Annotated in this window: 13 protein-coding genes; 3 read left to right on the top strand and 10 right to left on the bottom strand. The window is 71.2% G+C overall.

What is annotated here, in order from left to right:
• Nucleotides 1-251 precede the first annotated feature (251 nt).
• The 7 genes from AB0G15_RS10415 to AB0G15_RS10385 all read right to left on the bottom strand — a co-directional run bounded on the left by AB0G15_RS10415 (nucleotide 252) and on the right by AB0G15_RS10385 (nucleotide 10127).
• Complete coding sequence (locus AB0G15_RS10415) at nucleotides 252-1055, bottom strand: polysaccharide deacetylase family protein (RefSeq protein WP_362837334.1); 804 nt, start codon at nucleotides 1053-1055, stop codon at nucleotides 252-254.
• Entirely contained in the window at nucleotides 1052-2002 is a 951-nt protein-coding gene (locus AB0G15_RS10410; RefSeq protein WP_362837332.1) for a glycosyltransferase family 2 protein, read from the bottom strand. The genes AB0G15_RS10415 and AB0G15_RS10410 overlap by 4 nt, the downstream gene beginning before the upstream one ends.
• 2 nt (nucleotides 2003-2004) lie before the next feature.
• Nucleotides 2005-2835: a glycosyltransferase family 2 protein gene (locus tag AB0G15_RS10405; protein ID WP_362837330.1), complete on the bottom strand. Its 831-nt coding sequence runs from the start codon at nucleotides 2833-2835 to the stop codon at nucleotides 2005-2007.
• A gap of 155 nt (nucleotides 2836-2990) precedes the next feature.
• Nucleotides 2991-4118, bottom strand: a complete 1128-nt coding sequence (locus AB0G15_RS10400; RefSeq protein ID WP_362687360.1) for a GNAT family N-acetyltransferase — start codon at nucleotides 4116-4118, stop codon at nucleotides 2991-2993.
• A 522-nt stretch (nucleotides 4119-4640) separates the two neighbouring features.
• Entirely contained in the window at nucleotides 4641-7127 is a 2487-nt protein-coding gene (locus tag AB0G15_RS10395) for a sigma factor (protein ID WP_362837328.1), read from the bottom strand.
• Between the two features lie 201 nt (nucleotides 7128-7328).
• Nucleotides 7329-9119, bottom strand: a complete 1791-nt coding sequence (locus AB0G15_RS10390; RefSeq protein WP_362837326.1) for a substrate-binding and VWA domain-containing protein — start codon at nucleotides 9117-9119, stop codon at nucleotides 7329-7331.
• Nucleotides 9120-9497: 378 nt separating this feature from the next.
• Entirely contained in the window at nucleotides 9498-10127 is a 630-nt protein-coding gene (locus AB0G15_RS10385) for a hypothetical protein (RefSeq protein ID WP_362837324.1), read from the bottom strand.
• A gap of 162 nt (nucleotides 10128-10289) precedes the next feature.
• Between AB0G15_RS10385 and AB0G15_RS10380 the strand changes: the two genes are divergently transcribed.
• Together AB0G15_RS10380 and AB0G15_RS10375 are read left to right on the top strand one after the other, a co-directional pair.
• Complete coding sequence (locus AB0G15_RS10380; RefSeq protein ID WP_362837322.1) at nucleotides 10290-11063, top strand: DUF4184 family protein; 774 nt, start codon at nucleotides 10290-10292, stop codon at nucleotides 11061-11063.
• Complete coding sequence (locus tag AB0G15_RS10375; protein WP_362837320.1) at nucleotides 11056-11958, top strand: RNA methyltransferase; 903 nt, start codon at nucleotides 11056-11058, stop codon at nucleotides 11956-11958. The genes AB0G15_RS10380 and AB0G15_RS10375 overlap by 8 nt, the downstream gene beginning before the upstream one ends.
• Here AB0G15_RS10375 and AB0G15_RS10370 read toward each other — a convergent pair.
• From AB0G15_RS10370 to AB0G15_RS10360, 3 genes are all read right to left on the bottom strand, one after another.
• Complete coding sequence (locus AB0G15_RS10370; protein WP_362837318.1) at nucleotides 11942-12355, bottom strand: RidA family protein; 414 nt, start codon at nucleotides 12353-12355, stop codon at nucleotides 11942-11944. The two genes, AB0G15_RS10375 and AB0G15_RS10370, sit on opposite strands and share 17 nt — an antisense overlap.
• A 287-nt stretch (nucleotides 12356-12642) precedes the next feature.
• Nucleotides 12643-13650 (bottom strand): serine hydrolase, encoded by a 1008-nt coding sequence (locus tag AB0G15_RS10365; RefSeq protein ID WP_362837316.1) that lies wholly within the window; start codon nucleotides 13648-13650, stop codon nucleotides 12643-12645.
• Between the two features lie 220 nt (nucleotides 13651-13870).
• Nucleotides 13871-14413 (bottom strand): VTT domain-containing protein, encoded by a 543-nt coding sequence (locus AB0G15_RS10360; RefSeq protein WP_362837314.1) that lies wholly within the window; start codon nucleotides 14411-14413, stop codon nucleotides 13871-13873.
• A 160-nt stretch (nucleotides 14414-14573) separates the two neighbouring features.
• Here AB0G15_RS10360 and AB0G15_RS10355 point away from each other — a divergent pair, with 160 nt between their 5' ends.
• Entirely contained in the window at nucleotides 14574-15155 is a 582-nt protein-coding gene (locus AB0G15_RS10355; protein ID WP_362837312.1) for a hypothetical protein, read from the top strand.
• The last annotated feature ends 141 nt before the right edge of the window (nucleotides 15156-15296 follow it).

Below are 15296 nucleotides of genomic sequence, written 5' to 3'. Positions count from 1 at the left end.
TAACATCATGGCGGCTACGCGGACCAGGGTGTGACGAGTCACCGCGGAGATCCGTCATGTCCGGGCGCTTCGCGTAGACCGTTGAGAAGCTGTACAGCGGCCGTTTTCCGGCCGGGCGGCCCCTCTCCCGACGCCTCCGCTCCCGGGGGAAGGGGCGCCGGACGGAGCGAGGACCGCCGGTCACACCGGGTCGGCCACCGGTGCGCGACCCGCCCCGCGGATCGCGCGTCCTCCGGAGCGTACCCGGCCGTTCAGGCCTGGCCGCGCACCTTGCGCAGACCGTATCTCGTGCGCCTGACGACGGCGTAGCCCTTCGTCAGCATGCGTTCTCTCATATAGATCAGCGGGACCTGGTTTCCCTCGACCGCCCGGCTGAACATCTTCATCGACGTGCCCTCGGCGACGGTCAGGCGCGGCAGCGCGAGCACGTCGTGCCGGTCGGCGGCGATGGCGTTGTTCACCGCGCAGGCGGCCCAGTATCCGGCCTTCCTGACCTCGCGCCGCACGCGCACGCTGGAGTAGCCGTACGGGTAGGCCATCGTCGAGACCAGGGAACCGATCTTGTCCTCCAGCAGGGCCTTGTTGCGCCGCAGCTCCTGGCGGAGCTCGTCGTCGGGCAGCTGGTCGAGCTGGGGATGGCTGTGGCTGTGCCCGCCGATCTCCATGCCGCACGAGGCGGCCTCGCGGGCCTGGCTCCACGACAGCATCGTGTCGAGGGGTCTGCCCGCCGCGTCCTTGCCCGCGTCGCGGACCCACCCGCTGGTCAGGAAGACCGTCGCGGGGAAGTCGTAGCGTTCGAGCAGGGGCAGCGCCTCGCTGTGGAAGTCGGCGTACCCGTCGTCGAAGGTCACCACGACCGGCCGTTCCGGGATGGAGCGGCCGTTGTTGTTGTGCAGCGAGGCGACCAGGTCGGCCACCGTCAGCGGCGTGAAGCCGTTCTCCTTCAGGTAGGCCAGCTGCTCGGCGAAGGCCGAGGGGCGTACCGCCAGCGGCTTCGTCTCGGCGTTGGGCCGGTCGGAGACCGAGTGGTACATCAGAATCGGTACGCGGATCATGACGAACGCACCCGCTTCAGTTTCAGTCGAAGGGAGCCGACGATGTAACCCCAGGTCGTCCAGGCGAGGCCGACGACGATCGCCCCGGCCCTGCCGAGGCCGGACGGGTCGCCCCGCAGCGCCTCGCCGACCCCGCGCAGCGCGCCCAGGGGGAGCGCCTTCAGCGCGTGGGCCCGCTCGCTCGACAGCCCGTCGCCCGCTCCCACGCTCTGGGCGACCAGAGCCTTGGACAGGCCCTCGGCGAAACAGCGCGAGCGGAAGTAGGCGAACGTCGAGCGTACGGGCGGCACCTTGTGGCCGATCACCGCGGCCGGCTCGAACAGCATTCCCGACCCCGGCATCCGCTGCGAGAGCCGGATGCAGAACTCGGTCTCCTCACAGCCCAGCGGGCGGGGCTTGCGCCCCTGCACGCTGCGCCCGATGCCGGTGTGGAACCCGCCGACACCGCCGATGACCTCCCTGCGGAAGGCCGCGTTGCCGCCCATGACGTTGCGGATCCGGGCCCGTTCCGTGGGCATGCCGAGATAGCTGCACCCCACGGTCCAGTCGAACTCGTGGGGATACCAGCCGGGCCGGTGCCCGATGCCCCACAGCGGCCTGGTCAGCCCGCCCACCCCCACGATGGTCGGGTCCTGGAAGCCCTCCTCCAGTGCTTCCAGCCAGCCAGGCTCCGCGACTGCGTCGTCGTCCAGATACGCCACGATGTCGCCGGAGGCGGTCGCCGCACCGGTGTTCTTGCCACCGGACAGCCCCTTCTCCTGAGCGTTCTCCACCACGATCGCGCCGGGATACTCCTTCTTGAGCCTCAGGTGGAGATCCGGGTTGTAGTCGACGACCAGGATGATCTCGTGCGGCTCGTGCGTCTGGTTCTCGACCGACTCGACGGCCGCCCGGATGTCATCCCAGCGGTCCTCGGTGTAGACGCAGATGACGACACTGCTTCTCATGGTTACGCGGCGCCCTGATCGGCGGCCGGGGCGGCGGTGGCCGGCTCGTGGACGACGGGAGCCGGGTTGCTCCGCCACTCGCGGATGATGGTCTTCAGCACCCGGATGCCGTCGCGGACGGCGTGCAGGTTGCTCTCGCCGTGGATGCGGCAGCGCTCGTGGCTGGGGACCTCGTGAACCTTGAGACCGGCCTTGGCGGCGCGGACGTTCATCAGGGTCTCGATCTCGAAGCCGTCGCAGTCGAGGTTGAGGACGTCCAGGTGGCGGGCCCAGAAGGCGTTGTAGCCGTAGCACAGGTCGCTGTAGCTGGTGCCGTACATCCTGTTGACCAGCGCGGTCAGTGTCTTGTTGCCGAACTTGCGGATGAACGTCAGGTCGTCGCTGCCGCCGCCGGAGGCGTACCGCGAGCCCTTGACGAAGTCGGCGCCGGTGACCAGCGCGCCCACGAACTGGATGATCTCACGGCCGTCCGTGGACCCGTCGGCGTCGATCATCACGATGATGTCGCCGGTGCAGGCGGCGAAGCCCGCCGACAGCGCGTCGCCCTTGCCCTTGCCGGTCTGGTGCACCACGCGGACGTTGGGACGCAGCTTCCTGGCCACGGCGACGGTGTCGTCCTTGGAGTTGCCGTCGACCAGGACGATCTCGTCGATCCACTGCGGCAGCGTCGCGAAGACGTGCGGAAGGTTCTCCGCCTCGTTCATGGCGGGGACGACGACGCTGACGGTGGGGGAGATCGCCATGTTGGGCGTGATGGGGGTGAACCGCTCGATGGGTGGCACCGCCCTCAGCGGTGGCTTGTTGTTGTAGTGCTTGGTGATCTCGGGACTCATTGTGACGGATGTCCTTCCGGGCGGTCGGTCGTCAGGGGCGACTGGCGGACGGACCCGGGGCCTTCGCCGATCGGGACGACCGGCGGAAACGGCGAATGCGATGAGGGATGCATGCGAGGGTCCTGGCGGGTGATGTGGTGATGAACGGGAGCGGTCTAGCCCACTCCCCATGGTTCCTTGACGACCGGAGTGCCTGATTGGTTCTGCGCGGGGGAGCGCATACGGCCGAAACCCTTCAGCACACGGTCGGCAAGCCTGTACAAATTCGGGCGATCCGTAACGATCGTTCGTGCCTTGTTGACCGGGGTGCGGCCGATCCAGTGGACGGCGGCGGCCGGGGAGGGACGCGACACGCGACCTTCCGCGACGAAGAGGTCACCGCTTTTCAACCAGCTCTTGTACTCGCGTCCGCCCTTGCCCATGTCGACCTGCTGCAGCCCGGAGTTCGCGGCGTGCTCGGCCATGTGCAGGTGGTGCATGATGCCGGGGGAGTAACGTGCGAACTCGGTGTCGTAGGCCGGGAACCAGCCCACCAGGGTCGTCGCCGTCCGGAGGCCGAAGTGACCGGCGACGGGCCTGTCCCCGGCGTAGACCATGGTCAGGACGCCCGCGAAACTCTCGGACCTCGCCGCGTGCATCTCGTCGAGCAACTGGACGATCCACGGCTGGGCGAAGCGGTCGACCCGGCCGGTCCTGCGGTACTGGTCGGACTTCCAGTTGGTGAGCGTGCGCAGCGTGCCCGGGTCGGCCGAGTACCACTCGAAGCGGATCTCGCCCTGCTCGCGGCCGAGCTTGCGCTCCTTGTAGCGGACCGTCTTGAGGTTCTTCGGCGAGTTGGCCTTCACCTGCTCGATGTAGGTCTCGAAGCCCACGCTGAGGTCCATCACCGGAGCCGGTCGCACGTCCGACTCGTACGGCGCGAACGTCGGCTGGCCGGGGACCAGGTGGTCGAAGTCGAACACGGAGAGCTTGCAGGCGCGCAGCAGGGTCCGGACGTCCAGCTTGAGGCCGGGGACCGAGATCAACCCGTGGCAGGTGGTCAGGAAGCCCCCGAGAGGCTTGCCGATCCCGAAACTGTGGCGCTCGTAGGGGAAGAACCCCACGATCTTGCCACCGTCCTGGATGACCGCGACACGGACGTAGTCGCGCAGCCGTCCCATGGCGAGCGTGAACTCCACGGAGAGGAAGGGGTTGTCCAGTGACGGATCCGCCACCTGCAACTCCCGCCATCGTGAGATCTCGGGCTCCCCGAGGTCCTCCGGGCGAACGATGACGATGTTCACCTTGACCTGGCCCCCTGTTCGGTCTGCAAGCTCCCGCTCCCCCGATACAACACGCGTAGTACGTATATGAAGCCGCCGAGCACCGCAATCGTCGCGACTCCGGCACGGGGCGACCATGCGTCAAAGGTAAGCATGGCAGCGGCCAGGAGAACGTTCACAACCAGGCTCGCTGCCGCACCCACTGATAGTGCCGCAAGCGGGTCACGATCACGCAACAGTCCTACCACTGCGGCGCCCGGAACGACCAACAGGAACAGGGGCGTAAGGATCAATCGTAACGGAGTGTCGATGTCGGCTAAGGCGATCACGGCTCCCGCGACACAGGCGAGAGTGAGGGCCCACTTGAGCCCCCTGCGTTTGATCGACATCTCCGAGCTCCTGGTTGGTAATGACGTGACTGATCGCGCTCTTCATGTGACCAATCACTCAACATGGACGTCAATGCCGACGCTCGGCACCAGTCCATGGTTTACCTGATCCACGGGAGAAGTCTCGGTGTTAGGTAAAACGAGATGCGGGAATTCAGCCCGTCGCCTCCTCGGAGCTCGCTCCGGCGGAGGGAGTGGGAGTCGGGTCGGGAGCCGGCTCGTCCTGAGGCGTGGAAGCCTCTGATTCAGGGCTTTCCCAGGAAATCGCGCATCCGGCGTTGCCTCCGGCGGACCTGAACGCGACCCGTCCGGCGCCGCTCTCCGACGGGTCCTTGGCGGTGACCCAAATCACGCTTCTCGCGCCCGCCCTCAGCTGCCCTTGCGCGGGGTGGACGTCGAGCCCGCCGGAGGTGGTCGCCGACCACGAGACCGTGGCGTTGCGTGCCGAGAGCCGGATCTGCCCAGCGCCCTCCCCGATGTCGCCCGGACACGAGACGCTCAGCCGTCCGGCCGCGGGAGGCCTGGCGGCGGTGCGGGTGGGACGGGGCCGCCCCGCCGTGGGCGCGCGGCTCGGTGCCGGTCGTGCCGCGGTGGCGGTCGGGGCGTCGGGAACGGGCGCCTCGGTCCTGCGGCTCCGCTTCGGCGTGGGCGTCGGCGCGGCCTCCGCCTCCGGATCCTCCGGCAGCGGGCCGGGCTCCGGCTCGGGGCCGGGCTCCAGCGTGATCAGCGCGGGCTCCGTCCCCGGCGCGGTCTGGGGGTCCCTCAACGCCCCTCCGGCCAGGTCCTGCCCGCCCACCGCGACCACCGCCCCGGTGGCGGCCAGCACGCAGATCACCGCCAGCAGCACCGGCCCCCTGCGCCCGCGCTGCCGCCGCCGCTGCGCGGGCGGCGCCTCCGTCCTCCGCTTCCTTTCGCCGGGGGCCGGCGGTGCAGGCCGGGCCCCGGGGTCTTCCTCCGGCGGCGTGCGTCGTATCCTTGGAGCTTCCGCCGGTGACGTGCGCCAGACCTCGGTGCCGCCGGCCGGCGGGGTGGGCCGGGCCTCACCGTTCTCGGGGGACTCCCCGAGCCACGCCTCGTCGGGGGACGACGCGGACCACGGTTCGCCGGCCGCGGATGACGCGGACCACGCCTCGTCGGGGGACGACGCGGACCATGATTCGCCGGTCGCGGATGACGCGGGCCACACCTCGTCGTCGGGAGACGACGTGCGCCAGGCCTCGCCCTCCGCGTACGGCGGTGTGCGCCAGGTCTCGCCGTCCGGGGACGGCGCCGGTGACACCTCGGCGTTCTCGGACGGTGCGGTGCGCCACGCCTCGCCCTCCGCGGGGGGTGCCGGCCAGGCGTCGGGGTTCGTCGTCGGCGCCGGCCACGCCTCGGCGCTCACCGCCGGTGCCGGCCAGGCCTCGACGTCCGCGGGCGGTGTCGCGTGTCGCGCGTCGACGTCCGCGGGTCGTGACGCGCGCGGGGTCCCGGCGTCCGTCCACGGTGCCGCGTGCCCGGGCCCGCCGTCCGCCGGCGACGCCAGCACGTACCTCGGCGCCGTTCCGATCCCGGGGCGGCGCGGCCCGCTCTCCGGGGCGCGTGTCCCGGTGTCCGCGTGTCCGGCCCGCTTCTCCCCGTAGCGAGCCTCCGTCCCGGCCGGCCAGGCCCTCGTGTCCGGATGTGACGTCCCGGGGTCCGCGGGGGGCGCCGCGTGCCGGGAACGGGTGCCCTCGGGGGGCGTGGTCCCCCCGCCCGAGGGGGATTGCTCGTCGCGTGCCCGCCTGCCGCCCTTCCTGCCGCCCCACCGGCGGCCTCCCGAGCGCCTTTCGGCCGCCGTGGGGAAACCGGCCTTGTCGAAGCCGTTCCCGGCGACGATGGCGGCGCGGTCCTCGCGCGCCTCCGGATTCACGCAGGTCTCGATCACCCGGCGGCGCAGGGAGAGCGGAGGGTAGGCCAGGGGGACCAGGTCCAGCAGCCGCCCGGCCGAGACGTGCCGGTCCCTGCGCTCCACGCAGACCTCGCAGCGGCCGATGTGGGCCGACAGCCGCCTGCGCAGCAGCGTGGTGAGGGGACCCTCCCACGAGTCCACCATCGCCGACAGGTCGGGGCAGTGCGCCCGGCCGACCTTGGCGAGCACCACGGCGGCGGCCGCGTTCTCCAGATGGTCGCGGGCCCGGCCGAGCCTCGCCGTGACCTGACGGGAGGTCAGCCCCAGCACGGCGCCGACCTCGCCGCTGCCGAGGTCGTGGCGGAGCGACAGCTCGAGCACCTCGCGTTCCTGCCCGCTCAGCTCCGCCATCACCTCGTGGACCAGGGCCGCCAGTTCCCGCTCGCCCGGGTCGTCGTGGACGTCGGGCGGCGCCGACCCTCGCGGGCCGCCGCGCCCCTCGTCCGCGCACCGGATCCGGACGAGCGCGTACAGCCACGCGCGCAGGCGGCCGGGCTCGCGCAGGCGGTCCACTCCGCCCTGGGCCGCGACCAGGGCGTCGTGTACGGCACCGGCGGCGGCCTCACGGTCGCCCAGCAGCGAGTGGGCGTAGTCGTTGAGGCGTTCGGCATAGGAGTCGTAGAGGCTCGCCGGCGCCGTTGTGTCGGCACGCCGCAGCGCCTCAACGAGTTGTTGATCGTCGGTTCGGCCGACGGTCGGCCATCCGGGCACGGACATTCCTCCCCCGCGAGACGGGCTCGTTCACGGGTTTCACCACTCACCCGTTCCAGCCCACACGCGTAGGACGCCACCTCCCGGCAACCGGTTGACCAAAGGGGTTGATTTCATGCCGACACGGTATGACCTGGGAAAACTGCTACGGCTGGTGCCAATGTGACACCAGCCGTACAGGGTGAAGATGAGGGAGGAGGGTCAGTCGCAGTTGGGGGCGCAGAGCCGGCGCTTCATGCCCTCCAGGAAGAACTTCCTGACCTCAAGGACGTTCTTGGCGATGAACGCGTCACCGGCGGTCGCCTTGGCCAAAGCGTCCATCTGGCGCTTGCCCTTGGGGGCGTCGGGGCCGAAGGCGATGATCAGGACGCTGACCGGCTTCTCCGGGTCGAACTGCTCCTTGAGCCGCTTCAGGATCTGCTGGTTACTGATCCCGCCGTCCGGGTCGTCGTTGCCGGCGCCGTCGGTGAGGATCAGCACCGTGTTGATCTTGTCGCTCTGGTACTCCTTGGTCATCTGCGCGTAGGCGGCGGCGAGGGTGTCGTTGAGCCCGGTGTCGCCGGTCGCCTTCGCCCGGGTCGTGATCAGCCTCTGGTTGATCACGTCCCTGCGCAGGACGCCGTTCATGTCCTCGGTGAGCGGGCCGACCGGGACCGTCTCGCGGTAGTCGACCCCCCGGCCGTTCAGATGGGTGGAGAACTCCCACAGCCCCATCTCGCTCTTGGCCGGGAAGAGCTTCATGCCCTCGACGGCGATCCTGCTGATCGCCTGCATCCGGGTCAGCCCGGTACCGGGCACCGGGAGGGCCATGGTGCCCGAGACGTCGAGCAGGGTGACGAGCCTGGTGCCCAGCTTGATCCGGGACCAGGTCTGGGACATCCTCGCGACGGTGTTGCCGTCGGGCGGCTCGATCGCCTGGGGGGCCTTGGCCTGGAAGCCGTCGGAGCCGGAGATCGCCTTGCCGCCCTTGCCGTCCGGGGTGCGGAACCCCTGCTCCTGCAGCGTCTTCCTGGACGCCTCGCTGCCCAGCTCCTTGCGGAACGCCTCGGCGGCCTTGCGTACGGCGGCGTCCTCGGCGGTGACCACCACCGGGTAGTCGAGGTTGATGGTTCCCTCGGCCGGATAGAGCGGCACGGCCGGGACCTCGGGCTTCTTGGCCTTGTTGAACGCCCAGATCCCCTGCTCCGAGGAGATGCCCAGCGGGACCTTGCTGCCCTTGACACCGAGGCTGGCCAGCAGCGCGTCCTGATCGCGGACCGTCGACGTCGACCCCGACAGGCTCTTGAGCGCGCCGACCAGCTGCTCCTCGCCCGCGCCCGAGGCCGTGGCCACCCCGGCGGCGGCCAGGAGCGCGCCGAGCCCGGCGGCGTTGAGCGAGGGATCCAGCACGAGGACGCGCACCTTGCGGCCGGGACCGTCCACGTTGGCCACGTTGGCGGCGTTGATCATGCCGCCCCAGCTGGCCTCGCCGAAGCTCTTCTTCAGGTTCGGCACCACCGAGCCGGAGGCCACCATGACGATGGGGGAGCGGGCGATGGAAGCGCCCGCCTCGGGCACCTCCTGGTTCCTCGCCCGCAGGTTCGTCACCCACAGTTTCGAGTCCGGGATCCACATGTCCATCGCGGCGGCCTTCCCGCCGCTGAAGGAGGAGGCCACGGTCGCCGAGGCGCCCTTGGTCACCGTGACCGTGGCGCACCTGCCCTCGACGTCGTGGGCCGCCTTGTTGAAGCGCACGGCGATCTGGGACAGGGCGGGCTGGATGTCCGGGGAGGCGGTGATCCGCAGCGGGAGCGCCTCGCCCCCGCACGCCCCGGCGCCGCGGTCGCGGTTGATGACCACGAACGCGGCGACGCCGAGCAGCACCGCGAGGGCGACGGACCCGGCCAGCGGGACCAGCACCTTGCCGCGGCCCCCGCGCCTGCGTCTGGGCTGCGGTTCCTTGTACGGGGTGTAGCCGTCCTCGAGTTCATCCGTCCGGTGACGTCCGCCCACGATGTCCTCTTTGGTGTCGATGTCATGGAGCTAGCGGGTCACCCTATCGGGAGGTCGTCCGCAATATTCACGGAACTGTACTTGGAATGGTTACTGGGGCAAAAAACGCATTTCGGTGTTGCTGTTACCGTATGTGTCGATCACCGAGCCCTGCGTCCGCAAGGTCCGCCGGCGACCGGCGGTGACAGAGATCACCTGGTCGGGCGGCAGAAACGACGGAAGATCGGCAACGGGGAAACGGGCGGCCGGCGGCCGGCGGAACCGGACGGCCCGCGACGGTGAAAGGCGATCGGCGGCGGCGGACGCGGCGATCGACGGCCCGCGACGGTGAAAGGCGATCGGCGGCGGACGCGGCGATCGACGGCCGGGGAAGGGCGATCAGTGGCAGCAGGAGTGCCCGCGCCACGCCCTGAGCCCCTCGCGCGCCGCCACCGCCGCCAGCAGAACCGCCATGGCGGGATCGATCCACCACCACCCGGCGGTATTCAGCGCGAGCCCCGCCAGCACCCCCGCCGCGAGCAGGGCGCACAGGAGGTTCTGTGTCCCCTCGCCCGCGGTCGCCGCCGAGTGCAGCCGCACGCCCAGTCGCCGCTTGGCCATCCCCAGGAACGGCATGCCGACCACGCTGGCCGCCGTCACCACGATCCCGAGCACGCTCGGCACGGCCCGGTGGCCCGCGTCCAGGTCGTGCGCCACGTGCAGCACCAGGTAGGGGGCGAGGATCCAGAAACTGATCGCCACCGCCCTGCGGGCCCGTGCCTCGGCGTGCGCGGACCCGGTCCTCGCCCCGGTGAACCGCCAGACCACGATCAGGCTGGCCGCCGCCTCCACCAGGGCCGACACGCCCCAGCCGATGAGGGCGACCGAGTGCGCCCCCAGGCCGGCGGCGATGCCGAGCACGCTCTCGACGCCCAGCCAGACCAGGGTGGCCAGGGAGAGCGCGCGAGCCCTGCGGGCGTCACGCAGCCACTCGGCGCTCGGCGGCGCCAGCACGATCTGGTCGGTCACGACGGCCTCCGGGTCCCCGTTGACGGCGCTCGGTAATCTATACGTCGCGGAGTGTCAGAAGGCGGAAAGCGGCGAAGCTCCAAGCGGTGACGGCGGCGTGCTCCCACGGGGCGGGCCGTGTCGCAAGATTGACCTGTCCATCGGATCGTCGGAGGGAAATCCGTGCCGTTCACGCCCAGTCACGTCGCAGCCGTGCTGCCGTTGATCTCCTCGGAGCGGATACGCCGGTTCCTCGACCCCTGGGCCCTCGCGCTGGGGGCCATGGTGCCCGACCTGCCGATCTTCTTCCCGTTCCTGCCCGACTACATGATCTGGCACTCTTTCAAGGGCGTGTTCACGATCGACCCGTTCGCCGTCGTCGTGCTGCTCGCCGTCTTCCACCTGGTGCTCCGCGACCCGCTGACCGCGCTCCTGCCCCCGACCCTCGCCGGGCGCGCCGCCTCGCTGACCCCCGGCATGTACGGGCTGCGGCGGCTGCCCGCCGTGATCGCCGGAGGCGTCGTGGGCGCTCTCACCCACAAGCTCTGGGACTCCTTCACCCACTCGTACAGCTCGGCCCTGTGGGGCTGGAGCTGGCTGGACGTCCGGGTGGCGGGAGTGATCTCCCTGTTCCGCCTGCTGCAGTACACCTCCACCGTGGTCGGCCTGGCGGTCGTCCTCTGGTGGGCCTGGCGCGGGCTGGCCGGGATGGAGCCGCGGCCGGTGCCCGAGCGGCTGCTCCTGCCCGCCGGTGAGCGCGCCGCCGTGCTCCTGGCCACCGCCGTGTCGATCCCGCTGGGCGCGGTCGCCTGGGCGGTGGCCTTCCCCTCGGGCGGCAACGCCGAGCTCGTGACGAGGCTGGGCGCGGGGGTGGTCGTCGGCTGCTCCGCGATGCTGCTCGTCTACGCGCTGATATGGCAGCTCAGGCGGGTCATGGCAGTATTCGAGGGTGCCTGAAGCCATCGACCCCCACCTGGCCGACTACGCCAACCTGCGCGACGTCGAGCTGCGCAAGAGCATGGAGGCCGAGCACGGTCTCTTCATCGCCGAGGGGGAGAAGGTCATCCGCCGCGCCGTCGCGGCGGGTTACCCCGTGCGCTCCGTCCTCCTCACCTCCCGCTGGGCGGAACCCCTCGCCGACCTCCTCGGCCCGCTCGGCGACCGGGTCCACGTCGTGGACGACGCCGTCATGGAGGAGGTCACCGGCTTCCAGGTCCACCGGGGCGCCCTCGCCGCCATGGAACGCCTCCCCCTTCCCGGGGTGGAGGATCTCCTGTCCGGGCGCGGGGAGCGAAGGGCTCCCGCCGAGCACGCGACGCGGTCAGGCGGCGAACCCGGGCCGGGCCCTGCCGCCACGCGAGGCGTTCCCGCCGGTCACGCGGCGCCCCGGCGCGTCCTGATCCTCGAAGACCTCGTCGACCACGGCAACGTCGGCGCCATCTTCCGCTGCGCCGCCGCCCTGGGCGTGGAGGCGGTGATCCTCTCACCGCGCTGCGCCGACCCTCTCTACCGGCGCTCGGTGAAGGTCTCGATGGGCGCGGTCTTCGCGATCCCGTACGCCCGGATGACCGACTGGTACGCGGGCCTGGCCGAGCTGCGCGGGGCGGGTTTCCAGACGCTGGCCCTCACCCCGGACCAGTCCGCCACCCCCATGGACAAGGTCACCATGGCCGAGCGGGTGGCCCTGCTCCTCGGTTCGGAGGGGGACGGGCTCTCCTCCCGCTGGCTGCGCGAGGCCGACGAGGCGGTGTGCATCCCGATGAGTCCGGCCGCGATGGACCTGGGCGTCGACTCCCTCAACGTGGTGGCCGCCGCCGCCATCGCCTGCCACGGCCTCATGCGCGCGGGCTGACGGGTTCCCGCGCCGCGGGGCGGCGCGCGTCCACCTCGATCTCGATCTTCATGCGGGGGTCGGCGAGGCCGCAGACGAGCATCGTCGCGGCCGGGCGGATCTCGCCGAAGTGGTGGCGCAGGGTCGGCCAGCAGGGCGCGAAGTCCTCGCGGTCGGGCAGCATGTAGCGCACCCGGACGACATCGGCGAACGAGCAGCCCGCCTCGGTCAGCGCCGCCTCGATGTTGCGCAGGCACTGCTCGGCCTGCTCGACCACGTCGTCGGAGATCGTCATGGTCGCGTAGTCGTAGCCGGTCGTCCCGGACACGTGGACCCGGTCGCCGTCGACCACCGCCCGCGCGTATCCGATCCGCTCCTCGAAGGTCGAACCGCTCAGGATCGCGAACCGCTCAGTCATGCGGCCAACCGTAGGTCCCCCGGCCGGTTCGCGCACGGTCCGTCTTCCGGAGTCGCGCCACGGCGGTCGCGAACCCCGTCCGTACCGAGGTCGACGGTGACCGCCGCCTCGTCCGCGGCAGGGCATCGGCCGGGGTGGTCTCCGAGCTCGATCGGGGTTCCCGCCGGGATCGCGGATGCGGACGCCGGTCACCTTCGCAGGGCCCTCGGCGGAGGTGCCCGGCCGGCGCGGGTTCGCGCCCCGTGCCGGGAGGGGGCCGAACGGCGGGGAGCACGCCCCCGCCGTCCTCACACCTCGGGCGGAGCCTGCTCACTCGCCCAGTCGAGGAGCCGCGTCGCGCTCTGGAAGCGCCGGTCGGCGTTGGACTCGCCGAGGATGACGCCCACGAGCCGATGGCCGTCGCGGTCGGCGGCGAAGGCCAGGCAGAATCCGGCGGCGCTGGTGTAACCGGTCTTCAGGCCCATGACCCCGGGCGTCTTGCCGAGCAGCTTGTTGGAGTTGGTCCAGGAGTGCGCCCGGTGCACCTTGGATTTCGCCACGACATGGCGCCTGGTGGACGCGATGATCCGCAGCAGCGGGTCACGCAGCGCGAGGTCGGCCAGTTTCGCCTGGTCCAGCGCGGTGGAGTGGCCGGGAGCCGGCTTCGGCAGGCCGTCGGCGTTGGCGTAACGGGTGTCGACCAGCCCCATCGAGCGGGCCGTGGCGTTCATCTTCGCCACGAACTTCGTGTCGCCGGGACCGTAGACGCGGGCCAGGGCGTGGGAGGCGTCCGCCCCCGAGGGGAGCATGACCGCGTAGAGCAGGTCCCTGACGGTGAGCCGCTCCCCGGCGCGCAGGGAGGCGTGGGTCGCGCCGTTCGCCGCCGCGTGCCGCACGTCCGCCGCCTGGATCGTGACGGTGTCGCTCAGTTTCGCTTCCCTGAGGACGACGTACGCCGTCATGACCTTGGTCAGGCTGGCCACCGGCATCCGCTTCCCCGCCTGCCTGCTCAGGTGGACCGTTCCCGTGCTCGCGTCGTACAGGTACGCGGCCCGTCCCGGCACCGAGGGCACGGCGCGCCGCTCCGCCGCGGGGGCGGGGACGAGGGTGAGCGAGCCGGACGCGCGGGGCGCGGACGGCGCGGTGACCAGGGCGGACACCACGGCCCCGGTGCCCGGGACGCGTGCCGGAGGTCCGCCGGTCGGTGCGAGTGCCGAGGCTCCCGAGGCCAGGGCGGGCACCGGCGACGCGGTGGCCAGGGTGACCGCGGTGACCAGCGCGGCGCGGGCTATGAGGCGTGTTCCCCCGTGATGCATGCGAGCCATGCTGACAGAGGCCACTGTCGATATGCGGAAGTTGGCGGTTTGGCTATGGAAAAGTTGACATCGGTGCCGTGTGCGGACGTGAAGGGACGATCACGGGAACGGTCTCACCCGGCACATCCGGGTTCGCGCGGCCCACGGGCCGCCGTACGCTCCCTGCCCGGCCGGTGTCTCACCCGGCATCCGGGTTCGCGCGGCCGTCACGACCCGCGGTTCAGGCCGCGGTGGCCAGTTTCTCCGCCTCGCGGCGGGCGGCCCGGTGGCGGCGCCAGCGGACGAACCCGACGAGCACCGCGACCGCCACCAGCGCGGCCAGGCCCGCCAGGAGCGGCGATCGCGCGGCCAGCCCCAGCCAGCCCCAGATCACCGAGTACAGGCCGAAGGAGGTCACCGGCACCCAGGTCAGGCAACCGAGCGCGCTGGCCACGACGTACCAGGGGTAGGAGATCCGCAGCACCCCGGCCACCCAGGGCAGCGTGTGGCGCAGGCCGGGCACCCAGAAGCAGGCGTAGACGGCGAGCGCGCCCCACTTCCTGACGACGTTCTCGACCCGGGTGATGTTCTCCTGGCCGATCTTGGCGCCCAGGCGCGAGGTGTAGAGCCTGGAGCCCAGGACGTGGCCGATCCAGTAGTAGGCCTGGAACGCGCCGAACAGGGCCACGCCGCCGACGATCACCCAGAGCCACAGGGGCATGCCCAGGAAGGACGCGGAGGCCGGGTCGGGGATGCCCGCCACAACAGGTCGCACTCTGAACATCACCACCACGGTCGTTCCACCTGCCTACCTCGATATTAGGGCGGGCTTACCCGAACCGGCGGACCGGCGCCCTTCCCGGCGACCCGGCTGCAAGCGGACGTCAACTCCGGAGCAAGAGCGGTGGCGTACACCTGGGATGTAACGAAGAAAGGTGTCTGTCATGAGTCCGCGTAGCAGTGTGGCGCCGATGGTGGCGAGTGGAACCGCGAGTGCCGTCAAGCTGCTCGTCGCCACCCTCGCCTTTGCCGGAGCCTACCTGGGGGTGGAGGCCACCCACGGCACCCAGGCCCGTATCCCGGCCGGCGCGGCGGCGCAGGCGCCGGTGCGGACGGTGGAGCTGTCATCGCGGTCGATGCCGGTCACGGAGCAGGTCCCGGCCGCCACGGAGCGGGTCTCCGCCACGAGCGAGGTTCCCGCCGCGGGCGCGGTCACGGCCCCCGGCACGGTCACCGTCAGCGCGCTCGACGCGCTCGGTCCCTGCGACAGGCCGTACCAGGTTCGGAGCGTCGTCCACAACGACGAGCCCCGGGCCGCCGTCTCCTACGGCTGGCGCCTGGAGCGCTGGAGCCCGGGCACACGCCGCTGGCAGACCTACCTGGGCACCGGGTCCGGCTTCGGCGGCGAGAGCCAGACCGTCGAGTGGCAGCCCAGGATCGTCAACAACCCCGGCTGGTACCGCGTCGTGCTGTCGGTCTCCGGCGACGCCCCGCTGCGCAGCGAGAGGTTCCTCGTCAGCTGCTGATCCGCCCGCTCCACGCCCCTTCCCGGGCGTCCGCCCCTGGGAAACGCCGGCCCTGGGGAACGCCGGCCCTGGGGAACACCCACCCGGGGAGATGCCGACCCGGGAAGCACCGGCCCAGGGAGGAGCCGACCCCGGGAGAGG

The sequence above is a fragment of the Streptosporangium sp. NPDC023825 genome (genome assembly GCF_040639575.1).
Taxonomy (GTDB): Bacteria; Actinomycetota; Actinomycetes; order Streptosporangiales; family Streptosporangiaceae; genus Streptosporangium.
This window is presented reverse-complemented; position numbering and strand designations above follow the sequence as displayed.

Bases quoted from the DNA above. Each gene is read 5' to 3' on its own strand.
- AB0G15_RS10415 (WP_362837334.1), bottom strand. From the start codon at position 1,055: ATGATCCGCGTACCGATTCTGATGTACCACTCGGTCTCCGACCGGCCC.
- AB0G15_RS10410 (WP_362837332.1), bottom strand. From the start codon at position 2,002: ATGAGAAGCAGTGTCGTCATCTGCGTCTACACCGAGGACCGCTGGGAT.
- AB0G15_RS10405 (WP_362837330.1), bottom strand. From the start codon at position 2,835: ATGAGTCCCGAGATCACCAAGCACTACAACAACAAGCCACCGCTGAGG.
- AB0G15_RS10370 (WP_362837318.1), bottom strand. From the start codon at position 12,355: ATGACTGAGCGGTTCGCGATCCTGAGCGGTTCGACCTTCGAGGAGCGG.
- AB0G15_RS10365 (WP_362837316.1), bottom strand. From the start codon at position 13,650: ATGCATCACGGGGGAACACGCCTCATAGCCCGCGCCGCGCTGGTCACC.
- AB0G15_RS10360 (WP_362837314.1), bottom strand. From the start codon at position 14,413: ATGTTCAGAGTGCGACCTGTTGTGGCGGGCATCCCCGACCCGGCCTCC.
- AB0G15_RS10355 (WP_362837312.1), top strand. From the start codon at position 14,574: ATGAGTCCGCGTAGCAGTGTGGCGCCGATGGTGGCGAGTGGAACCGCG.